This window comes from Pantoea sp. SIMBA_079 (genome assembly GCF_046940275.1).
In the GTDB taxonomy this organism is placed as follows: Bacteria; Pseudomonadota; Gammaproteobacteria; order Enterobacterales; family Enterobacteriaceae; genus Pantoea; species Pantoea borealis.
This window is the reverse complement of the sequence record NZ_JAWRYR010000001.1, coordinates 563582-584904: the sequence shown is the minus strand read 5'-3', so window position 1 is coordinate 584904 and position 21323 is coordinate 563582. Positions and strand designations below refer to the sequence as shown.

Annotated in this window: 20 protein-coding genes and 2 tRNA genes; 11 read left to right on the top strand and 11 right to left on the bottom strand. The window is 53.6% G+C overall.

Going from position 1 to position 21323, the window contains the following annotated elements:
• Positions 1 to 12 precede the first annotated feature (12 nt).
• From SB719_RS02870 to rssA, 4 genes are all read right to left on the bottom strand, one after another.
• On the bottom strand, positions 13 to 1353 hold the full coding sequence (locus SB719_RS02870) for a UDP-glucose dehydrogenase family protein (RefSeq protein WP_065649180.1): 1341 nt from the start codon (positions 1351 to 1353) through the stop codon (positions 13 to 15).
• 23 nt (positions 1354 to 1376) lie between these two features.
• On the bottom strand, positions 1377 to 2285 hold the full coding sequence (gene galU, locus SB719_RS02865) for a UTP--glucose-1-phosphate uridylyltransferase GalU (RefSeq protein ID WP_039384664.1): 909 nt from the start codon (positions 2283 to 2285) through the stop codon (positions 1377 to 1379).
• A 193-nt stretch (positions 2286 to 2478) separates the two neighbouring features.
• Complete coding sequence (rssB, locus tag SB719_RS02860) at positions 2479 to 3495, bottom strand: two-component system response regulator RssB (RefSeq protein ID WP_065649179.1); 1017 nt, start codon at positions 3493 to 3495, stop codon at positions 2479 to 2481.
• 101 nt (positions 3496 to 3596) lie between these two features.
• Positions 3597 to 4496, bottom strand: coding sequence for a patatin-like phospholipase RssA (gene rssA, locus SB719_RS02855; protein WP_065649178.1), 900 nt, complete (start codon positions 4494 to 4496; stop codon positions 3597 to 3599).
• 95 nt (positions 4497 to 4591) lie between these two features.
• Between rssA and SB719_RS02850 the strand changes: the two genes are divergently transcribed.
• The 5 genes from SB719_RS02850 to xthA all read left to right on the top strand — a co-directional run bounded on the left by SB719_RS02850 (position 4592) and on the right by xthA (position 7271).
• On the top strand, positions 4592 to 5047 hold the full coding sequence (locus SB719_RS02850; RefSeq protein WP_065649177.1) for a YchJ family protein: 456 nt from the start codon (positions 4592 to 4594) through the stop codon (positions 5045 to 5047).
• Positions 5048 to 5103: 56 nt separating this feature from the next.
• A complete protein-coding gene (gene purU, locus SB719_RS02845) occupies positions 5104 to 5952 on the top strand; it encodes a formyltetrahydrofolate deformylase (protein ID WP_065649176.1) in 849 nt (282 codons plus the stop codon).
• A 157-nt stretch (positions 5953 to 6109) separates the two neighbouring features.
• A tRNA-Tyr gene (locus tag SB719_RS02840) sits at positions 6110 to 6194 on the top strand.
• Between the two features lie 43 nt (positions 6195 to 6237).
• Positions 6238 to 6322: transfer RNA gene (locus tag SB719_RS02835), tRNA-Tyr, on the top strand.
• Between the two features lie 142 nt (positions 6323 to 6464).
• Positions 6465 to 7271 (top strand): exodeoxyribonuclease III, encoded by an 807-nt coding sequence (xthA, locus tag SB719_RS02830; protein ID WP_065649175.1) that lies wholly within the window; start codon positions 6465 to 6467, stop codon positions 7269 to 7271.
• Positions 7272 to 7304: 33 nt separating this feature from the next.
• On the opposite strand, the gene SB719_RS02825 is transcribed toward xthA, so the two are convergent.
• From SB719_RS02825 to SB719_RS02815, 3 genes are all read right to left on the bottom strand, one after another.
• Entirely contained in the window at positions 7305 to 7604 is a 300-nt protein-coding gene (locus SB719_RS02825; protein WP_065649174.1) for a YnjH family protein, read from the bottom strand.
• Entirely contained in the window at positions 7601 to 9520 is a 1920-nt protein-coding gene (locus SB719_RS02820; protein ID WP_304232894.1) for a DNA topoisomerase III, read from the bottom strand. Before SB719_RS02820 ends, SB719_RS02825 begins: the two co-directional genes overlap by 4 nt.
• A 146-nt stretch (positions 9521 to 9666) precedes the next feature.
• On the bottom strand, positions 9667 to 10218 hold the full coding sequence (locus tag SB719_RS02815) for an NAD(P)H nitroreductase (protein WP_065649172.1): 552 nt from the start codon (positions 10216 to 10218) through the stop codon (positions 9667 to 9669).
• Between the two features lie 171 nt (positions 10219 to 10389).
• On the opposite strand from SB719_RS02815, the gene sppA reads away from it, so the two are divergent.
• The 3 genes from sppA (at position 10390) to pncA (ending at position 13968) form a co-directional block, all read left to right on the top strand.
• Positions 10390 to 12246 (top strand): signal peptide peptidase SppA, encoded by a 1857-nt coding sequence (sppA, locus tag SB719_RS02810; RefSeq protein WP_065649171.1) that lies wholly within the window; start codon positions 10390 to 10392, stop codon positions 12244 to 12246.
• Positions 12247 to 12330: 84 nt separating this feature from the next.
• Positions 12331 to 13344 (top strand): asparaginase, encoded by a 1014-nt coding sequence (ansA, locus tag SB719_RS02805; protein ID WP_412158867.1) that lies wholly within the window; start codon positions 12331 to 12333, stop codon positions 13342 to 13344.
• Positions 13345 to 13359: 15 nt separating this feature from the next.
• The gene (pncA, locus tag SB719_RS02800; RefSeq protein WP_065649169.1) at positions 13360 to 13968 is read left to right on the top strand and encodes a bifunctional nicotinamidase/pyrazinamidase; all 609 of its coding nucleotides are present in this window, start codon (positions 13360 to 13362) and stop codon (positions 13966 to 13968) included.
• 29 nt (positions 13969 to 13997) lie between these two features.
• Here pncA and SB719_RS02795 read toward each other — a convergent pair whose 3' ends face one another.
• Positions 13998 to 14279, bottom strand: coding sequence for a YeaC family protein (locus SB719_RS02795; RefSeq protein WP_065649168.1), 282 nt, complete (start codon positions 14277 to 14279; stop codon positions 13998 to 14000).
• 1 nt (position 14280) lies between these two features.
• Positions 14281 to 14691: a peptide-methionine (R)-S-oxide reductase MsrB gene (msrB, locus tag SB719_RS02790; protein ID WP_304232889.1), complete on the bottom strand. Its 411-nt coding sequence runs from the start codon at positions 14689 to 14691 to the stop codon at positions 14281 to 14283.
• A 338-nt stretch (positions 14692 to 15029) separates the two neighbouring features.
• On the opposite strand from msrB, the gene gapA reads away from it, so the two are divergent.
• Both gapA and SB719_RS02780 read left to right on the top strand, forming a co-directional pair.
• Positions 15030 to 16028: a glyceraldehyde-3-phosphate dehydrogenase gene (gene gapA, locus SB719_RS02785; RefSeq protein WP_065649166.1), complete on the top strand. Its 999-nt coding sequence runs from the start codon at positions 15030 to 15032 to the stop codon at positions 16026 to 16028.
• A 72-nt stretch (positions 16029 to 16100) separates the two neighbouring features.
• The gene (locus SB719_RS02780) at positions 16101 to 16985 is read left to right on the top strand and encodes a D-hexose-6-phosphate mutarotase (RefSeq protein ID WP_304232886.1); all 885 of its coding nucleotides are present in this window, start codon (positions 16101 to 16103) and stop codon (positions 16983 to 16985) included.
• Here SB719_RS02780 and SB719_RS02775 read toward each other — a convergent pair.
• The gene (locus SB719_RS02775) at positions 16982 to 17827 is read right to left on the bottom strand and encodes an aldo/keto reductase (protein WP_293006040.1); all 846 of its coding nucleotides are present in this window, start codon (positions 17825 to 17827) and stop codon (positions 16982 to 16984) included. The genes SB719_RS02780 and SB719_RS02775 overlap by 4 nt on opposite strands.
• Before the next feature lie 64 nt (positions 17828 to 17891).
• Positions 17892 to 18641 carry a MipA/OmpV family protein gene (locus SB719_RS02770; protein WP_065649163.1) on the bottom strand — a complete coding sequence of 250 codons (750 nt, stop codon included), beginning with the start codon at positions 18639 to 18641 and terminating at the stop codon, positions 17892 to 17894.
• A 680-nt stretch (positions 18642 to 19321) separates the two neighbouring features.
• On the opposite strand from SB719_RS02770, the gene yeaG reads away from it, so the two are divergent.
• On the top strand, positions 19322 to 21256 hold the full coding sequence (yeaG, locus tag SB719_RS02765) for a protein kinase YeaG (protein WP_065649162.1): 1935 nt from the start codon (positions 19322 to 19324) through the stop codon (positions 21254 to 21256).
• The last annotated feature ends 67 nt before the right edge of the window (positions 21257 to 21323 follow it).

The following is a 21323-nucleotide window of genomic DNA, read 5'->3' as shown; positions in this document are numbered from 1 at the left end:
ATCCCTCATTTATTACGCAATTTGAATAGACGCTCCGCGGCCGATTGCATAATAAACGAAACCGCGTTTGCTGATACGCTCTGGATCATACAGGTTACGGCCATCAAAAATCACGGGTTGTTTTAGCGCATTTTTAATTACGTCAAAATCAGGTGCCCGGAAGTTCTGCCACTCGGTACAGATAACCAGACCATCAGCGCCCTGCAGCGCCGCTTCTTTAGTCCCGGTGAGTTTCAGATCGTCACGATGACCATAAATGCGCTGCGCTTCTTCCATCGCTTCCGGATCGTAAGCCTGAACCGACGCGCCCGCTTCCCATAACGCTTCCATCAGCACACGGCTGGAGGCTTCACGCATATCGTCGGTGTTTGGCTTAAACGCCAGACCCCACAGTGCAAACGTTTTACCACGCAGATCGTTACCAAAATGGCGCTTGATAAAGGCAGGCAGCTTGTTTTTCTGCGCGTCATTGACCTCTTCCACCGCCTGCAGCAGGCGCGGCTGGTAGCCAATAGACTCTGCTGTACGGATCAGCGCCTGCACATCTTTCGGGAAGCAGGAACCGCCGTAGCCGCAGCCAGGATAGATAAAGTGATAGCCGATACGGGAATCAGAACCGATACCCTGACGGACTTTCTCCACGTCGGCACCCAGCAGCTCAGCAAGATTAGAAATCTCGTTCATAAAGCTGATTTTGGTCGCCAGCATGCAGTTTGCCGCATATTTTGTCAGCTCTGCACTGCGGATATCCATCAGGATCATACGATCGTGGTTACGGTTGAACGGCTCATAGAGCTCGCGCAGCAGTTCCACGACATCATCATTATCAGTACCGACGACAATACGCTCTGGTCGCATGCAGTCATTAACTGCCGCACCCTCTTTGAGGAATTCCGGATTGGAAACCACATCAAAAGCAACGCTGGCACCACGCTGTTTCAGCGTATCCTGCATCACACTGCGTACGCGATCGGCCGTGCCAACCGGCACCGTTGATTTATCGATAACGACTTTGTGATCGTTCATGTGTTCTGCAATGGTACGCGCTACCGCGGTCACATATTTCAGATCGGCAGAACCATCTTCGTCAGGCGGTGTACCAACAGCAATAAATTGCATCACACCGTGATTGACGCCCTCTTTGGCGTCAGTACTGAATTTCAGGCGGCCCGATTCATAATTGGACATCACCAGCGGTGTCAGACCCGGTTCGAAAATCGGGATCACACCTTTTTTCAGGTTTTCGACTTTGTTTGCGTCGACATCAATGCAGAGAACGTCATGTCCGACTTCGGCCAACACCGCAGCCTGAACCAGACCGACATAGCCGATACCAAATACAGTGACTTTCATTAAATTATCCTGTGCTTAATGAATTACTTTTTATTGCCTACCGCGTTGTCCAGCCACTGTGCAAAATCTTTGCCCAGCACCGGGTGACGTACGCCGTACTCAACAAAAGCCTGCATGTAACCCAGCTTGTTACCACAGTCATGGCTCACGCCAGTCAGGTGATAGGCTTCTACAGTCTCTTTTTCCATCAGCATAGCGATAGAGTCGGTCAGCTGAACTTCGCCGCCTGCGCCCGGAGGGGTTTTTGCCAGCAGAGGCCAGATGTCAGCAGAAAGAACATAACGACCCACTACCGCGAGGTTAGAAGGCGCTTCATTCGCTTTTGGCTTCTCAACCACACCCACCATCGGTGCACTCTGGCCCGCGCTCAGCTCGGCACCTTTGCAGTCAACCACACCGTATGCCGTCACGTCTGCAACTGGCTCAACCATGATCTGGCTGTGACCGGTTTCTTCAAAACGCGCCAGCATCTCTGCCAGGTTGTCTTTGGTCGGGTTTGACTCATATTCGTCGATGATAACGTCTGGCAGAATGACCGCTACCGGCTCATCGCCTACCAGCGGATGTGCACACATCACCGCATGGCCCAGGCCTTTAGCAATACCCTGACGCACCTGCATAATGGTAACGTGTGGCGGGCAGATAGACTGGATTTCATCCAGCAGCTGACGCTTGACACGCTTCTCCAGCATGGCTTCCAGTTCAAAACTGGTATCAAAGTGGTTTTCGATTGAGTTTTTAGAAGAGTGCGTAACCAGCACAATTTCATTAATGCCCGCGGCAATACACTCATTTACGACATACTGGATCAACGGCTTATCGACCAGCGGTAACATCTCTTTTGGAATAGCTTTGGTCGCTGGCAGCATACGCGTACCTAAACCTGCAACCGGGATTACCGCTTTTTTTACTTTTGACTTATAGGCAGACATCAAATACCTCTCTTAATAGGCCGCTCAAGTTAATACTTGATATGTCGGTTTAAAAAACGAAATGAGTATATCAGTTAGTATCAGGCGGAATTATCCTGGATAAACTTAATCCATGGAATTTAAGACTTTTACCCAAATGTAAAGGATAGGTCTGGCGCTGTTGCTTAACTGATTTAACCCGCTGTTTAACTGCTTATTCTTCGCTCGATAACATCAGACGAAGCCTGCCTCCGGCGCCCCAGACATGGCATTGCCAGGCATCAGTATGCTGTGAAATTTGATTGAGATGGGTGCCCCCCATCGTTCCCAGCGGCACACCGCTGTTTAACTGCAGCTGGTTGTTTTCCAGATGCAGCGTTGCATTAAGACCTGCTGATACCAGAATCAATTTACGCAATTCGCGATGGTAATACCCCACTAAAAGCGGAAATTGCCCGGTCAGGTTTGCCTGACGCAGCAGCATATTCACCTGACGCAGCAGGCCGTTGAGTTCCGGCAACCGATGATGCTGTCCGGATAGCTGCTCCTGCAGCAAACCGTTAAACAGAGCCCGCAGCAGCAGAGCAGCCAGTACGCCGTTATCGCCTGCCCGGGTTACATCAAGGCAGTAAAAAGCGAGATCTTTATCAGAAAGCGCAGCGATATCCAGCACCAGTCCTGGCTGTTCCGCCATGGTCAACTGTCGGTAATTGATGCGGCAGTGCGCAATAGTTTGCTGAACCGGCGGTTGCAGCTGTTTCAGCAATTTTGCCGCGGCGATTGGATCGCGTGCCAGCGCATCCCAGTCCTGAAACAGCTGCTCATCCTCCTCCACTTTGGAGGTGAACATTGAGGGATAAAGACACTCAAAAACGGCTTCACGGAAGCGTTCGATATTTTTCAGCGGTTTTAATAACACGTCCTGCACGCCAAGCCGCAAAACATGCGCGATATCCGCCATGTTCTGGGTGGCTGATATCACCAGAACAGGCACCGTATTACCGTGACTGCGCAGATGCTCAACAAAAGGAATGCCGCCCATCCGGGGCATTTCCAGATCGCAAATCACCAGATCGGCGTGGTGCGCCGACAGAATGTCGAGGCCTTCCAGCCCATCACCTGCCTCCAGGGCTGTTGCCCCCAGGCTGATTAATACATTTTCCAGCAATGAACGGAAAACGACCTCATCTTCGACAATGAGTATCTTTTTGCCGAGTAGTGGTTTTTCCATTCTCTCCCCCTGCGTACCAGATATTGCAATAGTGGTTCATAAAATGCAGTTGCGCCTTTAATTATTGTCATCAGCGACAACCCCCCTGAATGAACAACTGACTATCTGCTACGGACCAGCGGTAATAGTTCATCCATTTTTTTCTCTACGGCCGCCTTACCGGCAGCCATAGCCTCTTCAGCACGATGAAAATCCAGCGTTGAAATCTGCGGACAAAACGGCTGAATCAGCACATCCGGCGGATCGCCCGCCATGCGGTTACGTTTAAGCCGGTTTTCCAGCACCTGAATTGACGTCGACATGATCTCCATTGCGCCGGGCGTCTGTGCCGCGCGATGGCGTGTAAACCCCATCAGACGCTGACGCAATTTTTTGCCCCACGAAAGCGCCTCTGCCACATCGTCACCGTTTTCCGGCGTCACTGACAGCAGATCCTGCTGCATCAGATGCGCATCATGCTGAAGATCGACTGCAATAACAATGTCTGCGCCGAGCGCCCGGGTCAGAGAGATGGGTACCGGATTCACCACAGCACCATCTACCAGCCAGTATCCATTGTAGCCAACGGGTGGTAATAAGCCTGGCATACTACAGGAAGCGCGCACGGCCTGATGCAGATCGCCTTCAGTCAGCCAGAGTTCACGTCCGGTGCTCAGGTTTGTGGCAACCACGCCAAAAGGTTTCAAACCGCCTTCAATCTGGTCATGTGGAATAAGCTGACGAATGTGGCTGAAAACGCGATCGCCGCGTAACAATCCTCCGCGCTGCCAGGAAAGATCCATCAGGCGGATCACGTCCCAGTAGCGAAACGCGCTGACCCACTTTTCCATTTTTGCCAGGTGACCATTGGTGTAGGCCGCTCCCACCAGCGCACCTACCGAACAGCCGGCTACTACATCAATTTCAATACCGGCGTGCTCCAGTGCATTGATGACGCCAATATGCGCCCAGCCTTTTGCTGCGCCCGATCCCAGAGCCAGTCCAATTTTGACCTTTCTCATCTTACCTCTGATGCTGCTGGTACGTAGCATCATGCCACGCAGTCGGCTACCATAGCGCACGCTTATGATAACGTTAACCACTCTCAGGAGATGATGTGTCCGAAAAGTGCCCCTGCTGCAGCGGAAAGCAGTATAGCTTATGTTGTCAGCCCTTTTTAAACGGCGATGCCATTCCACTCAGTGCTGAACAGCTGATGCGCTCCCGCTATACCGCCTACGCCACAGGTAATGCAGTTTATCTGACAGATACCTGGCACGCCAGCCAGCGCAGTGCCGATCTGACGGCGCGTTTATCTGAAAGTTTTGCCGGTACCACCTGGCTCGGACTAAATGTAACCTGTTGTAATCATGGCATCCATGAGAACGAAGCCTTTGTGACCTTTTTTGCGCGCTACCGCGAAAAAGCGCACGAGTCAGCGATCAGCGAGCGTTCACGCTTTCTTCGGGAGGAGGGTCGCTGGTACTATGTCGATGGAACAGTGCCGGCAATCGGGCGTAACGATCGCTGCCCCTGCGGCTCTGGCAAAAAATACAAAAAATGTTGTGGCTGATACCCGCTCCGCCGCAATGGTAATACCCTTATCGCTTTGACAGGACCTTGATTGAGATGCAAGCGCAAACACTGCAACGAAAAGTTTTACGGACCATTTGCCCTGATGCCAAAGGTCTGATCGCCAAGATCACCAACATTTGCTACAAGCATGAACTCAACATTGTGCAAAACAATGAGTTTGTTGATCACCGTACCGGCCGCTTTTTCATGCGTACCGAGCTGGAAGGCATTTTTAACGACAATACGCTGCTGGCCGATCTGGATAGCGCCCTGCCTGCCGGGTCCGTACGTGAGCTGCACACTGCCGGTCGCCGCCGCGTTGTTATTCTGGTCACAAAAGAGGCGCACTGCCTGGGTGACCTGCTGATGAAAAGCGCGTTTGGCGGTCTGGATATGGAGATTGCGGCGGTGATCGGAAATCACGATACGCTGCGCTCGCTGGTAGAACGCTTTGATATTCCTTTTGTGCTGGTCAGCCACGAAGGCAAGACGCGCGAAGAGCACGACAACCGCATGGCGGAAGAGATCGATCGCTATCAGCCTGATTACGTCGTGCTGGCAAAATATATGCGCGTGCTGACGCCCGCCTTTGTCCAGCGCTACCCTAACCAGATCATCAATATTCATCACTCGTTCCTGCCCGCTTTTATCGGCGCACGTCCGTATCATCAGGCGTATGAACGCGGCGTTAAAATTATTGGCGCAACGGCGCACTATGTGAATGACAACCTGGATGAAGGCCCGATCATCATGCAGGATGTCATCAACGTGGATCACAGCTATACCGCAGAAGAGATGATGCGCGCCGGACGCGATGTGGAAAAAAATGTGCTGAGTCGCGCGCTCTATAAAGTGCTCGGCCAGCGCGTGTTTGTTTATGGAAACCGCACGATCATTCTTTAAGCGCGACGTTTGCATGCCAGCGCGCTGAATTGTCTAACTCTTCAGCGCTGCGCATAAAAAACGGGCAAACAGGTTTTATTTTTACATCCAGTGCTTTACAGGCGGAACGCATTTGATATGATGCGCCCCGCCTTCAGGCACAAAGATTCAGGCAAGTGGCGGGATTCCCGAGCGGCCAAAGGGAGCAGACTGTAAATCTGCCGTCATCGACTTCGAAGGTTCGAATCCTTCTCCCGCCACCATCTGAATCACTCTGCAGTGCCTGAATCTGAGCTTTATATCCCAGGCGGGATTCCCGAGCGGTCAAAGGGAGCAGACTGTAAATCTGCCGTCATCGACTTCGAAGGTTCGAATCCTTCTCCCGCCACCATCCTCTGTTCTGTACGCTCTTCCCCTGACAGCCTTACCCTGCCCTTTTCTGTTACTCCACTGCCAGCTTTCGTTCGGGCATGACTTTTTGCCTGAAAATCGTTACCATCGCGCCGCATACAGGTTATTAAAATGGCAGCGATATGAAATTTGTTTCATTTAACATCAACGGGTTGCGTGCACGCCCTCATCAGCTGGCCGCGCTGGTGGAACAGCATCAGCCTGACGTAATCGGCCTGCAGGAAACCAAGGTTCACGATGAGATGTTCCCGCTTGAAGCGGTCAGCCAGCTCGGCTATCACGTCAACTATCATGGACAAAAAGGGCACTACGGCGTAGCGCTACTGACCAAAACCGCGCCGGTACGGGTCATGCGCGGTTTTCCGGGCGATGACGATGACGCCCAGCGGCGGCTGATTATGGCCGAGGTGCCGGGTCCGTCAGGTAACATCACGGTTATCAACGGCTATTTTCCGCAGGGCGAAAGCCGTGACCATCCGCTTAAATTCCCGGCCAAAGAGAAGTTTTACCGCGATCTGCAGAACTATCTGGTGCAGCACACCGCCGCTGACAAGCCGGTGCTGATCATGGGTGACATGAATATCAGCGCCACCGACCTGGATATCGGGATCGGTGAAGAGAGCCGCAAACGCTGGTTGCGTACCGGAAAATGCTCGTTTCTGCCGGAAGAACGTGAGTGGATGGATCGGCTGCTGCAGTGGGGACTGGTGGATACCTGGCGCGCCAGAAATCCGACAACCCACGATCGGTTTTCCTGGTTTGACTACCGCTCGCGCGGATTTGATGATAACCGCGGGCTGCGCATCGATCTGCTGCTGGCCAGCCAGCCGCTGGCTGCACGCTGCGTCGATGCCGGTATCGATTATGCCATCCGCGGCATGGAGAAGCCGTCTGACCATGCGCCCGTCTGGGCAACGTTCGAACTGTAAACGCTGAGCGTGGCGCCCGGGCGCCACGCTTACCTATTTAATGATTTTCCAGAGCAGCGGATTGGTGCCCAGTACCTTTTCATCTCGTGAGCACTGCAGCAGTACCCCTTCGGCCTTGACCACTGCGCCTTCTGAATAGCTGCGATTTTCATAAATGCAGCACTGAAGGCAGCTGTTCTGCTGACGATTCTGGCCCTGCGTCCAGACCTCTGCCGGCATATCCACCACCACATCAGTATTACCCGTACGTGCCGGCTCCGGCATCCGGTTTGCCAGCGCTGCACTGCTGCAAACCAGCAGCGCCAGCGCCGTTACCGTTGTATACCTGCTCATTGCGTCTCCTTTGGTTTTCGCCGCTGTTTTTTTGCTTTACTGCGCGCCGGCGAGGCGGCGGCCAGCCCTTTAAATGCCTGCAAAGAAGGCCGTTGCCGCGCCTCTCCAATCAGTGTGGTCAGCGTGGATACCAGCGGCTGCATAAACTCATCATAGCGGCAGCTTTTTTCGCTGATACGCGTCAGGGTTGACTCCCACTGCGCCGTCATATCCGGACGCGCCGCCATTTCGGGCAGCGCGTGGATCAGGGCTCTGCCCGCCTCTGTTGAGTGGATATAGCGACCTTTTTTCACCAGGAAAGTCCGGCGAAAAAGCAGCTCGATAATGCCGGCCCGCGTGGCCTCCGTCCCTAAACCATCGGTCGCGCGCAGCACTTTCTTTAATTCTTTATCCTGCACAAAGCGCGCAATGCCGGTCATGGCGGATAAGAGCGTGGCATCAGTGAACGGCCGTGGCGGCTGGGTCTGCTTTTCCAGTAGCTCACCGCGCTCGCACAGCAGCGTATCGCCTTTACTGACTACCGGCAGCGGCGTGCCGTCATTTTCCTCATCGCGCTCCTTGTTCCCGAGCAGCGCCCTCCATCCCGCTTCCGCCAGGAAACGTGCTTTTGCCACAAATTTGCCACCCCCGATTTCCAGATCGATAACGCATTTGCGGAATTGCGCATCCGGGCAGAACTGCATCAGATACTGCCGGGCAATCAGCGCATAGATTCGGGCTTCGTTATCGCTCAGTGTGACTTTGCCGGCACGCGCGGTAGGAATGATGGCATGGTGTGCATCAACCTTTTTATCGTCCCAGCAGCGGTTTTTCTGTTCCGCATTGAAGTCAGCAGGCGGCGTCAGATCGGGCTGGTGGACAGCGATCGCTTTCAGTACGGCATGACGACCGGCATAGTGCTCATCGGGTAAATAGCGGCTATCCGAACGCGGATAGGTAATAAGCTTATGCGTCTCATAGAGGCGCTGGCAGCAGTCCAGCACGCTCTGTGCGCTGAGCCCGTAACGTTTTGCTGCCTCAATCTGGAGGCTGGAGAGCGAAAACGGCAGCGGTGCGGTTTCCGATTCACGCCTGTCGTTATAGCCGGTAACCTGTGCGGGCTGCCCCTGGATACGTGCCAGCACGTGCTCTGCCAGCGGCCGGTGCAGGACACGCCCCTCTTCATCCTGCCAGGGTTCGCAGGCGTCGCTCGGCACCCAGCTGGCAACAAAGCGCTCCTCCTTCGGCGTAACGATATGCGCTTTCACTTCAAAATAGTCTTTGGGTACAAAGTGCTCAATTTCTTCATCCCGTCTGACTACCAGCCCGAGCACCGGCGTCTGCACACGCCCTACCGATAAGACGCCATCATAGCCGGCATTGCGTCCAAGCAGGGTCCAGGCGCGCGTCATGTTGATGCCATACAGCCAGTCAGCACGTGAACGCGCCAGCGCTGAGACGCAGAGCGGGATAAATTCGCGGTTTTCCCGTAGCCGGCTGACTGCACGTTCAACGGCCGCCGGATTAAGATCGTTGATCAGGCAGCGCTGTACCCGCTGGCGCTTCCCGGCCGGCAGCTGCAGATAATCCAGCACCTCATCCACCAGCAGCTGACCTTCACGATCCGGATCGCCGGCGTGCACAATTTCGCTGGCCTGCTGCAGTAATCCTTCTATAGCCTTTAGCTGTTTTGCTACCGAGGGACGCGGCTGCAGACGCCACTTTTCAGGAATAATAGGCAGATCGGCCAGATTCCAGCGGGCATAGCGGCTGTCGTAGCTGTCAGGCTGCGCCTGCTCCAGTAAATGCCCGACGCACCATGTCACAACCTGATCGTTGCCGCAGGCGATATAGCCCTCTCCGCGGCGATGCGGCTTTGGCAGCACCTCTGCGATGGCGCGCGCCAGACTCGGTTTTTCAGCAATAAATAAACGCATGGAAGGCGCAAATCCTTTCTTTCAGCTTTAACGGAAATGATGACGCGATGGTAGCCTGGCGGCTTGCTGCAGGTAAGCTTTCTCTGCACGGATGCGGCGTTTTTGCGCATGACGCCTGCAATTCTGCTAAATTGCAGGCGGAAGAATCAAAACCAGGAGACAAATTCTGCAGTATCCGGTGCGACCACCGTGGTGCTGGCTTTAAGCTGCGGCGTGCCGAGATAGAGAAACCCCACAATCGCATCTTTTTCCTTGCAGTTAAAAGCTGCCCGCACGTGAGGGTGATCGGTCCATGGGCCACTGCGCCAGATGCCGTTATACCCTTGCGCCAGCGCGGCCATCTGCATCGCCATGACGGCACAGCCAGCAGAGACAACCTGCTCCCACTGTGGCACTTTTTCAGAGGGTTTGTAGTCGGCAATCACGGTTATCACCATCGGGGCACGAAACGGCGCTGCCGCCGCTTTCGCAATGGCTTTTTCTTCCAGCGCGCTATCACGGGCAGCCTGCTCCAGTACGCGGCTTAGCCGATCCCGCCCCTCATTCTCTGCAATGACGAAACGCCACGGGCGCAGCGTACCGTGATCGGGTGCCCGCATACCGGCATGCAGAATATTCTGCAACACCTCTCCTGCCGGAGCGGGTTCAGTCAGCCGTGAAGCTGAGCGGCGATTGGTCAATAACTCCAGTGCATCCATAAGGGTTCTCCTGTGCCTTCTTATGATGTGCTAATCCTGGCACAGCGCGATCTTTTGTAACAGTCTGGTGCGAATTCCTGCTGACTTTTCAGCCGCTGCTCTTTAGGATGATGCCGATATCGGGGTACGCGCACCTGCTGCCGGCCCTGGCTACGTGAATATGGAGAGTTTATGCGCACATTGTGGCGAATTATTGCCGGTCTGTTCCGCTGGAGCTGGCGGGTTCTGAATTTTATCCGGGAATTTATCCTTAATCTGTTTCTCATTGTGCTGATTCTGGCCGGTGTCGGCATCTGGCTGCAGCTGTCGAGCGCAGGCAACAGTGAACCGGTCCAGCAGGGCGCGTTAAAAGTCGATCTCAGCGGTATGCTGGTGGATAAACCTTCGGTGAGTAACCGTCTGAGCCGGATCAGCCGCCAGCTGCTGGGCGCAAACAGCGATCGCCTGCAGGAAAACTCCCTGTTTGATGTGGTTGACGCCATTCGCCAGGCGAAAACTGACAGCAATATTACCGGTATCGTTCTGGATCTGCGCGATTTTGCCGGTGGCGATCAGCCTTCCCTGCAGTATGTCGGCAAAGCGCTGCGGGAGTTTCGTGATAGCGGGAAACCGGTCTATGCGCTGGGTGACAGCTACAGTCAGGCGCAATATTACCTGGCCAGCTTCGCCAATAAGATCTGGCTTTCGCCGCAGGGCACGGTTGATCTGCACGGGTTTGCGACCAACGGACTCTATTACAAAACCCTGCTGGAAAAATTGAAGGTGTCATCGCACGTTTTTCGCGTAGGGACTTACAAGTCAGCCGTTGAACCTTTCCTGCGTGACAACATGTCCCCGGATGCGCGTGATGCGGATAGCCGCTGGATCACTCAGCTGTGGCAAAACTATCTGAATACGGTGTCGGCCAACCGCCAGATTACGCCAGAGCAGCTCTTTCCCGGCGCGGCAGGCGTTATCAGTGGACTGGAGGCCGTCCAGGGCGACACGGCTAAATATGCGCTGAATAACAAACTGGTGGATGCACTGAGTTCACGCGCAGCCGCCGACCAGGCGCTGGCTAAAACATTTGGCTGGGACAAAGCAAATAACGACTACCGCTATGTCAGCATTTATGACTACCGTCTGAAACAGCCGGCGCAGCAGAAAGGCAACATTGCGGTGATCCTCGCCAGCGGCGCAATCATGGACGGTGAAGAGAGCGCGGGCAACGTTGGCGGTGATACCACAGCCGCCCAGATCCGCGAAGCGCGCCTGGATCCTGCAGTTAAAGCTATCGTCCTGCGGGTAAACAGCCCGGGCGGCAGCGTCACCGCATCGGAAGCCATTCGTGAAGAGCTCGCCGCCGCGCATGAAGCCGGTAAGCCGGTAGTGGTTTCTATGGGTGGCATGGCCGCATCAGGCGGTTACTGGATTTCAACGCCGGCAGATTACATCATCGCCGCGCCCTCTACTCTGACCGGCTCTATCGGCATCTTTGGTGTCATCAATACGGTAGAAAACAGTCTGGATGCTATTGGCGTGCACACGGACGGCGTAGCCACCTCGCCGCTTGCCGATGTGGCCGCGACCAAAACGCTGCCTGCAGAGGTACAACAGCTGATGCAGCTGACGATTGAGAATGGCTATCGCAATTTTATCGGACTGGTCGCCGCTTCCCGCCACAAGACGCCTGAGCAGATTGATGCTATCGCACAGGGCCATGTCTGGACCGGCAGTGACGCCAAAAATAATGGTCTGGTTGATGCGCTGGGTGATTTTGACGACGCCGTCGCCAAAGCGGCCTCTCTGGCCAAAGTAACGCAGCCATCGCTCAACTGGTATCAGGATGAGCCAGGTATGCTCGATCTGTTGCTCAACCAGATGAACGCTTCGGCGCAGGCAGTACTGCCTGACGCGCTGAAAATCTGGCTGCCCGCGCCAGTGCAGGAGGTTGTAAGTGCCATGCAGGCGCAGCCCGGCCTGCTCGGTAAGCTCAACGATCCGCAAAATCGTTACGCCTTTTGTCTGAATTGCGGCAGCGTTCGCTAATTTTACAGCCCGGCCGCTGGTCGGGCTGCTTTTCCCTGCCAATCCCCTTATACTGCGCGTTTTACGGCAAGTCTGAGTACACTCATGCAAAAGAAAAATATCTATGTAGCCTACACGGGCGGTACTATCGGGATGCAGCGCTCCGCGCAGGGCTATGTACCGGTATCAGGCCATCTTCAGCAGCAGCTGGCCAACATGCCTGAGTTTCACCGGCCGGAGATGCCGGATTTTACAATTCACGAATATGCGCCACTTATCGACTCTTCCGATATGACGCCGCAGGACTGGCAGGCGATTGCAGATGATATCCGCCAGAATTATGACACTTATGACGGTTTTGTTATTCTGCATGGAACCGATACCATGGCTTTCACCGCATCAGCCCTCTCTTTTATGCTGGAAAATCTGGCGAAACCGGTCATCGTTACCGGCTCGCAGATCCCGCTGGCGGAACTGCGCTCTGATGGCCAGCAAAATCTGCTGAATTCCCTTTATGTCGCGGCTAACTATCCGATTAATGAAGTGGCACTGTTTTTCAATAACACGCTGTTCCGCGGCAACCGTACCACAAAAGCGCACGCCGACGGTTTTAACGCTTTCGCCTCACCTAATCTCCCGCCGCTGCTGGAAGCGGGTATTCATATCCGTCGTCTGAATACGCCTCCCGCGCCACAGCAGACAGGCCAGCTGGTGGTTCATCCTATCACACCGCAGCCTATTGGTGTGGTAACCATTTATCCGGGTATTTCTGCAGATGTAGTACGCAACTTCCTGCGCCAGCCGGTTAAAGCGCTGATTTTGCGCTCTTACGGAGTGGGCAATGCGCCGCAAAACGCTGAGTTCCTGCATGAGCTTCAGCAGGCGAGCCAGCGCGGTATCATTGTGGTTAATCTGACGCAGTGCATGTCCGGCAAAGTGAATATGGGCGGCTATGCCACCGGTAATGCGCTGGAGCATGCCGGCGTGATCAGCGGTTTTGATCTTACCGTTGAGGCCACGTTAACAAAACTGCACTATTTATTAAGTCAGGATCTTAGCCCTGAGGAAATTCGTGCCAGAATGCAGCAGAACTTACGTGGCGAACTGACTGAGGATTGAACGGAGCAAAATGATATGAAGCGGGCATTGATAATTATCGATATCCAGAATGACTTTTGCCCCGGCGGGCCGATGGCCGTGCGCGAAGGTGATGAGACCGTAGCGGTGGCAAACCGCTATGCACGTGAGTTTCGCCAGCGCGGCGAATGTGTCGTGGCCCTGCAGGACTGGCACCCGGCCAATCACGGCAGCTTTGCCTCAGTATCCGGCGAGCCTGTCTATACGCTGGGTGAGCTCAACGGGCTGGCGCAGATCTGGTGGCCGGACCACGGTATTGAAAACAGTCCGGGTGCCGATTTCCATCCCGATCTTGATCGCTCACTGATTGACGCCGTATTTCATAAAGGCGGCGATGTCGACGTGGACAGCTACAGCGCCTTTTTTGATAACGGACACCGGCGCAAAACTGAGCTGGATAACTGGCTGCGCGAACGCGACATCACGCATCTGGTTATGCTGGGAATTGCAACCGACTACTGCGTGAAATATAGCGTGCTGGATGCGCTGGAGCTCGGTTATCACGTTCAGGTCGTTAAAGAGGGCTGCCGTGGCGTGAATCTCAGTCCGGAAGACAGTGAGATAGCGCTAACGCAAATGCAGGCGCAGGGTGCGGAAATAATCTGAAAAACAGGCTGGAATACCAGCCTGTTTTCTTAGTGCAGATTGATGCGCGTGACATCCGGCTCAATGCCGAACTCTTCTTTCAATTGCTTTTTAGACTTCGTCACGATATCGCCACCTTTGGCAATGCTCATATGCTGCGGCGACTCGTTATGACGCGCCTGCCACAGCATGACCAGCTGTAAACAGTGCTCGCGTTGCTCCTGCGTTAACGCAACGCCATCCGGCCATTTACCCGTCTCAACTGCGGTTGCCAGTCGTTCATAAATCTCAGGCGTCATTGCATCCAGCATCGCATTCAGTTCCTGATTCATCCTATCCCTCCTGCTGTTTGCCCTGCTCGTCAGTAAAGCTCAGCGAAGCGGAATTAACGCAGTAACGCTCACCGCTGGGCTGCGGCCCATCCGGAAACACATGACCCAGATGCGCGTCACAGCTGCCGCAGCGGATCTCAACCCGATGCATGCCGTGCGAGTTATCTTCCAGGTAACGTATCGCCTCATTGTTGACCGGCTGGTAGAAACTTGGCCAGCCACAGCCCGAATCATATTTGCTCTCTGACAGAAACAGCGGCGCCTGACAGACCAGACAGTGATAAATGCCATCCTGTTTGTTGTGTAACAGCGCGCCGGTAAAGGGTGGCTCCGTACCCCGATGCTGCGTGACGTAACGCTGCATTTCCGACAGCTGGCCGATTTTTGCTTCAGATGCGGTATCTTTTGCCATTTTTGCTTCCAGAGTATCTTTCTGTAGAAATCAGCTACTATTCTAACAAACGGACAACATTGCCCGCCGTTTTTTTTGTGCGAACTTTTCTGCTCTGGCTGCTGCAGCGTGGTTTTGTGATGACGATCACTCTTTGTGACAAACTTCCCTTTTCACACGCTAATCAGCGTAAGATAGACGCGCTGTAAAACAGGTGCGCAAGCGGTTGCATTACAGATTATTCCTGGCATTGGAATTGACCTGTCGCAACAATTGACACGATTCCGCTTGACGCCTGGTAAGGTTTTTGTAATTTTACAGTCAACCTTTTATTCACTAACAAATAGCTGGTGGAATATATGACTATCAAAGTAGGTATCAACGGTTTTGGCCGTATCGGTCGCATCGTTTTCCGTGCTGCTCAGCAGCGTTCAGACATCGAAATCGTTGCGATCAACGACCTGCTCGACGCCGATTACATGGCTTACATGCTGAAATACGATTCTACGCATGGTCGTTTCGACGGCACCGTAGAAGTACAGGATGGCGCGCTGATTGTTAACGGTAAGAAAATCCGTGTTACCGCTGAGAAAGACCCGGCTAACCTGAAGTGGGACGAAGCAGGCGTTGACGTTGTTGCTGAAGCAACCGGGATCTTCCTGACTGACGAAACCGCGCGTAAACATATCTCTGCTGGCGCGAAGAAAGTGGTTCTGACCGGCCCATCTAAAGATGACACCCCGATGTTCGTACGCGGTGCAAACTTTGATAAGTATGCGGGTCAGGATATCGTGTCTAACGCATCCTGCACCACCAACTGCCTGGCACCACTGGCAAAAGTCATCAACGACAAATTCGGTATCGTTGAAGGCCTGATGACCACCGTGCACGCTACCACTGCTACCCAGAAAACTGTTGATGGCCCGTCACACAAAGACTGGCGCGGCGGCCGCGGTGCAGCACAGAACATCATCCCATCGTCTACCGGCGCAGCAAAAGCAGTGGGCAAAGTACTGCCAGAGCTGAACGGCAAACTAACCGGTATGGCTTTCCGTGTACCTACGCCTAACGTCTCTGTGGTTGACCTGACCGTTCGTCTGGAAAAAGCAGCAACTTACAAAGAAATCTGTGAAGCTATCAAAGCAGCTTCAGAAGGCGAAATGAAAGATGTACTGGGCTATGTTGAAGATGACGTGGTTTCTACAGACTTCAACGGCGAAGTGCTGACCTCAGTGTTTGATGCCAAAGCTGGTATTGCGCTGAATGATAACTTTGTAAAACTGGTTTCCTGGTACGATAACGAAACCGGTTATTCCAACAAGGTTCTCGACCTGATTGCGCTGGTTGCTGCTAAATAAGTAACCAGGCTATACAGATAAGGGTGACTTCGGTCGCCCTTTTTTTTCGACCAGACAAACAGAGGCTGAACGATGCCAAATACGCTTTTTACATTGCCTGTGACTGAGCAAATAACCCCTTATTTGTCTTTGCGTCAGCAGGACGATCTGCCGGTAGTGGTTATCAGTCATCCAAAAGTTCGTGCGGCCATCGCGCTTCAGGGCGCACATCTGCTCGCCTGGCAGCCCAGCGGTCAGCAACCTGTTATCTGGCTGAGTGATAAAAGTGCATTCAGGACAGGTAAAGCGATTCGTGGCGGCGTGCCGATTTGCTGGCCGTGGTTTGGTCCTGCCGGCGAACCGGCGCATGGGTTTGCCCGCACCCAGCCATGGACGCTGACGGCACATGATGAAAATGAAGACGCCGTTATGCTGACATTTACGCTGGAAAGTAACAGCCAGACGAAAAAGCTCTGGCCTCATGATTTTACGCTGCTGGCACGTTTCCGGCTGGCAGAGCAGTGCGAGATCGAACTCGAAGCCTGGGGAGATTTTGAAGCGACAGCTGCACTGCATGCTTATTTCAGCGTGACCGACATTGCCGGCACAGCCGTAAGCGGTCTGGGACATACCTTTATCGATAAAGTGGCAGATAACTCACCGGGCGAAAACAGCGATGGCGTGCAGCGCTATCCGGGGCGAATCGATCGCATTTATACCGCACCTGACGAATGCAGCGTAATCAAAGATAGCGGCAGCAGCCGGCAGATTGAGGTTTATCACCATTACCAAAGTGACGTTGTCACCTGGAATCCGGGTCCGGAACTCTCCTGCAGCATGGCGGACATGCCAAATGACGGTTATAAAACCATGGTCTGTGTGGAAACGGCGCGCATAAATAAGCCACTGAAAAGCGCGGGCGAAACCCCTTCCCGCCTGGGGACAACCCTGCGCGTGCGCGGCGTTAAACCCGCTTAAACCACATCCAGCGGTACGCGCTGCTGCGGAGCAGGAAACAGCTGATCGAGTAACGCGAGATCGTCGGCGCTGAGCGTAACGTTCAGCGCCGCAGCGTTTTCCTGGACGTGTGCAACGCTTCCCGCTTTAGGGATCGCCATGACGCCGTCATGCCGGATCGCCCAGCTGAGCAGCAGCTGGGCCACGCTAATCTGCTTATGCCGGGCGAGTTCCAGCAGCTGGGCGTTATCAAACAGCGCCTGCCGCAGCCGCCCCGCCTGGGCCAGCGGACAATAGGCCATCACCGGCATCGCGCGCTGCTGGCAGAGCGGCAGCAGCTCATGCTCAATCCCGCGGGATGCGAGATGATACAGCACCTGGTTAGTCGCGCAGGAGAAGCCGCCCTGCTCTTCCCACAGCTCTTCCATATCGTCGCTGTCAAAATTTGAGACGCCCCAGCTGCGTATTTTTCCCTGCGCCACCAGCTTCTCCATACCGCGAATAGTCTCTTCCAGCGGGATATTACCGCGCCAGTGCAGCAGATAAAGATCGAGATAATCGGTGTTAAGTCGCTGCAGGCTGCGTTCACACGCCCCGGTGATATCAGCTTCACCGGCGTTCCACGGATAGGCTTTTGACACCAGCCAGGCGCTGTCCCGCCGCCCCTGCAGCGCCTCACCCACCACTCTCTCAGCTTCCCCGTCGGCGTACATTTCTGCCGTATCTATCACCTGCAAACCGGCCGCAAGCCCCGCCTGCAGCGCCGCGATCTCCTGAGCACGCAGCGAGGGGTTTTCCCCCATATACCAGGTGCCCTGCCCGATAGCGGGCAGTGAAGCATCGTTGATCCAGACGTTTTTCATCATCCCTCCTGCGCTGTAGAGCTATAAAAAAACAACGCCTGATATCAGGCGTTGCGAAAGTGCATCAGAAACTGTAACTGAGGCCGGTCCAGAGCGTGACCTGGCCATTTTTATCCACCATCGGGCTATCTTTGATTTCATCATCAAAGCGCGTGTAGCGCCCGGAAAAGCTGGCGTTCCAGTTCTGACTAAGCTGGTAGCTGGCATTCAGCTCCACATAAGGCGACCAGCTGTCATCCGGCCGGTATTGTGCAATACCGCTGCGGGCACTCTCATGCGAAGAAACGCCATAGTAGTAACGGTTTTGATTTGCACTGTTCCACAGGGCGCCAATACCGGGTGTCAGGCTGAATGCGCCGAATTCAAAGCGGTACAGATAGGTGAGATCCCAGATGATGCCATTACTGTTATTCAGCACATCACCCAGTAACGCCGTGCGGAGGATCCCCCACTGCGCGACATGGCGGTAGGTGCCGCCCGCCATCAGGGTCATACGACGCTTGTCCAGGGATTTCATGTCGCCAAGATCGTTATCATCCGGGTCATACTGCTGCGGCGAACCGAGCAGCGTCAGTGACAGCTGATTCTGCGGATCTTTCCACAGGTAATAGCCGCCCTGCAGACTGCGAAACCAGAAGTTTTCACCCTCATAGTTAATCACCGGTACGGGCAGATAACGATCCTGTCCGCCACGATAAGGTGATTGAGCATAGATAACAGAGGCGCCCAGCGACAGCGGATCAGCGTGGGCTGCAAATGCGCTCACCAGCGCAGGAGAAAGCAGCATAAATGCAGAAAGTTTAAATGTGTTCACTATGTAGTTTGCCTGTTAAGTCACTCATTGCTTTTGCAGTCTAGCGAATATTTTGCAACGGGGACAATCTGCTGTTAACCGGGTTAATCAGGAAGTGAAAGCGACACAGCGGTGCAGTAGCGGGCCAGGCAGACTGATGCGGGTAAACAACGCAGCCTCATTGTCGCCGCTGCCCGGTCAGAATTTAGTGGATGAATGGCAGAAATAATTCGATCGAACATGCAGTTGCAAGCCATCAGGCAGAGAGCGGCTATCCTGCATTCCGGCACGCGTGCGTCACCCTCAGGCTTACTGTTTTGTCACGCCGGCTTAATGTATGCCACCGCTTAACCTGACGCCATATCCGCCTGGCTGACTAATTCTGCCACTCTTCACATCTTGCAGAAATTTACGCACCGTATGCCGGACAGAGATGTTGGCATCTTTACAGGTCGTGTCCCGTCCTCACAGGCAAATATTTTGCAAAACAAGTTTGGGTTAAAACAATCTGCGGAAATTTGCGCGTTTTTTGAGCGCTAATCGTTTAATCCTGCGCCACTTACTACTTGATCTTTATCCGATACACGCTCATAACAATAGAGAAGCAGAGAGATTTATATCCTTAAAAATGAGAGGTTGGCACCACTGTTTGTAAGGTTACGCTTATTGTTCCCAACAATTCTAACAGGACGGGCATCGCTATGAATATATTCGATCACTATCGTCAGCGTTATGAAGCTGCCAAGGACGAAGAGTTCACACTGCAGGAATTTCTTACTATCTGTAAGCAGGATCGCAGTGCATACGCCAATGCGGCAGAACGACTGTTAACGGCTATTGGTGAGCCCGTTATGGTTGATACCGCTCAGGAGCCACGCCTTTCCCGTATTTTCTCGAATCGTGTCATTGGCCGTTATCCGGCGTTTGAAGAGTTTTACGGTATGGAGGAAGCGATTGAACAGATCGTCTCCTACCTGAAACATGCGGCGCAGGGCCTGGAGGAGAAAAAGCAGATCCTCTATTTACTTGGCCCGGTAGGTGGCGGTAAATCTTCTCTTGCCGAACGTTTAAAAGCGCTGATGCAGCGCGTGCCTATCTATGTACTGAGCGCCGATGGTGAACGCAGTCCGGTTAACGATCATCCGCTCTGTCTCTTTAACCCGCAGGAAGATGCCAATATTCTGGAGAAAGAGTATGGCGTACCGCGGCGCTACCTCGGCACCATCATGTCGCCGTGGGCAGCAAAACGTCTGCATGAATTTGGCGGCGATATTACCCGGTTTAAAGTGGTAAAAGTGTGGCCATCTATTCTGGAGCAGCTGGCTATCGCTAAAACTGAACCTGGTGATGAAAATAACCAGGATATCTCTGCGCTGGTCGGTAAAGTCGATATTCGCAAGCTGGAAAATCATGCGCAAAACGATCCTGACGCCTATGGGTATTCTGGCGCACTCTGCCGTGCAAACCAGGGCATCATGGAATTTGTGGAGATGTTCAAAGCGCCGATCAAGGTGCTGCATCCACTGCTGACCGCTACGCAGGAAGGCAATTACAACGGCACCGAAGGCATTTCTGCGCTGCCCTTCAACGGCATTATTCTGGCGCACTCCAACGAATCGGAGTGGGTTACCTTCCGTAACAACAAGAATAATGAAGCCTTCCTCGACCGTGTCTATATCGTCAAGGTGCCTTACTGCCTGCGCGTATCAGAAGAGATTAAAATTTACGAGAAACTGCTTAACCACAGCGATCTCACCACCGCGCCCTGCGCCCCTGGCACACTTGAAACGCTGGCACGCTTCACTATCCTGTCGCGAATGAAAGAGCCGGAAAACTCCAGCATCTACTCTAAAATGCGGGTTTATGATGGTGAAAGCCTGAAAGATACCGATCCCAAGGCGAAATCCTGGCAGGAGTATCACGATTACGCAGGCGTTGACGAAGGGATGAATGGCCTTTCAACCCGTTTTGCCTTCAAGATTCTGTCGCGCGTGTTCAACTTCGATCACACTGAAGTTGCCGCTAACCCGGTTCATCTCTTTTACGTACTGGAGCAGCAGATTGAACGCGAGCAGTTTCCGCAGGATCAGGCTGAAAAGTATCTGGAGCATCTGAAAGGATATTTAATCCCGAAATATGCTGAGTTCATCGGCAAAGAGATTCAGACGGCCTATCTGGAGTCCTATTCTGAATATGGCCAGAATATCTTTGACCGCTATGTCACTTATGCTGACTTCTGGATTCAGGATCAGGAGTATCGCGATCCGGATACCGGGCAACTGTTTGACCGTGAGTCGCTTAATGCGGAGCTGGAAAAAATCGAAAAGCCGGCCGGTATCAGTAATCCAAAAGATTTCCGTAATGAGATCGTTAACTTTGTACTTCGCGCCCGGGCGCAAAATAGTGGTCGCAATCCAAACTGGACCAGCTATGAGAAACTGCGCACGGTCATTGAGAAAAAAATGTTCTCCAATACTGAGGAGCTGCTGCCGGTTATCTCGTTTAACACCAAAACGTCTACCGATGAGCAGAAAAAACATGATGATTTTGTCGACCGTATGATGGAGAAAGGCTATACCCGCAAGCAGGTACGTCTGCTCTGCGAATGGTATCTCCGCGTGCGTAAATCGTCATAATCGATCCGTAAGCGCGGCGCCTGGCTCGCCGTTAATCAGGCCGGAGAACCCTTTCCGGCCTGGCTTA

What these genes read in the sequence shown, in the direction of transcription:
- SB719_RS02870 (WP_065649180.1), bottom strand. Translation starts at nt 1,353, where the DNA reads ATGAAAGTCACTGTATTTGGTATCGGCTATGTCGGTCTGGTTCAGGCT.
- galU (WP_039384664.1), bottom strand. Translation starts at nt 2,285, where the DNA reads ATGTCTGCCTATAAGTCAAAAGTAAAAAAAGCGGTAATCCCGGTTGCA.
- rssB (WP_065649179.1), bottom strand. Translation starts at nt 3,495, where the DNA reads ATGGAAAAACCACTACTCGGCAAAAAGATACTCATTGTCGAAGATGAG.
- rssA (WP_065649178.1), bottom strand. Translation starts at nt 4,496, where the DNA reads ATGAGAAAGGTCAAAATTGGACTGGCTCTGGGATCGGGCGCAGCAAAA.
- purU (WP_065649176.1), top strand. Translation starts at nt 5,104, where the DNA reads ATGCAAGCGCAAACACTGCAACGAAAAGTTTTACGGACCATTTGCCCT.
- xthA (WP_065649175.1), top strand. Translation starts at nt 6,465, where the DNA reads ATGAAATTTGTTTCATTTAACATCAACGGGTTGCGTGCACGCCCTCAT.
- SB719_RS02825 (WP_065649174.1), bottom strand. Translation starts at nt 7,604, where the DNA reads ATGAGCAGGTATACAACGGTAACGGCGCTGGCGCTGCTGGTTTGCAGC.
- SB719_RS02820 (WP_304232894.1), bottom strand. Translation starts at nt 9,520, where the DNA reads ATGCGTTTATTTATTGCTGAAAAACCGAGTCTGGCGCGCGCCATCGCA.
- SB719_RS02815 (WP_065649172.1), bottom strand. Translation starts at nt 10,218, where the DNA reads ATGGATGCACTGGAGTTATTGACCAATCGCCGCTCAGCTTCACGGCTG.
- sppA (WP_065649171.1), top strand. Translation starts at nt 10,390, where the DNA reads ATGCGCACATTGTGGCGAATTATTGCCGGTCTGTTCCGCTGGAGCTGG.
- ansA (WP_412158867.1), top strand. Translation starts at nt 12,331, where the DNA reads ATGCAAAAGAAAAATATCTATGTAGCCTACACGGGCGGTACTATCGGG.
- pncA (WP_065649169.1), top strand. Translation starts at nt 13,360, where the DNA reads ATGAAGCGGGCATTGATAATTATCGATATCCAGAATGACTTTTGCCCC.
- SB719_RS02795 (WP_065649168.1), bottom strand. Translation starts at nt 14,279, where the DNA reads ATGAATCAGGAACTGAATGCGATGCTGGATGCAATGACGCCTGAGATT.
- msrB (WP_304232889.1), bottom strand. Translation starts at nt 14,691, where the DNA reads ATGGCAAAAGATACCGCATCTGAAGCAAAAATCGGCCAGCTGTCGGAA.
- gapA (WP_065649166.1), top strand. Translation starts at nt 15,030, where the DNA reads ATGACTATCAAAGTAGGTATCAACGGTTTTGGCCGTATCGGTCGCATC.
- SB719_RS02780 (WP_304232886.1), top strand. Translation starts at nt 16,101, where the DNA reads ATGCCAAATACGCTTTTTACATTGCCTGTGACTGAGCAAATAACCCCT.
- SB719_RS02775 (WP_293006040.1), bottom strand. Translation starts at nt 17,827, where the DNA reads ATGAAAAACGTCTGGATCAACGATGCTTCACTGCCCGCTATCGGGCAG.
- yeaG (WP_065649162.1), top strand. Translation starts at nt 19,322, where the DNA reads ATGAATATATTCGATCACTATCGTCAGCGTTATGAAGCTGCCAAGGAC.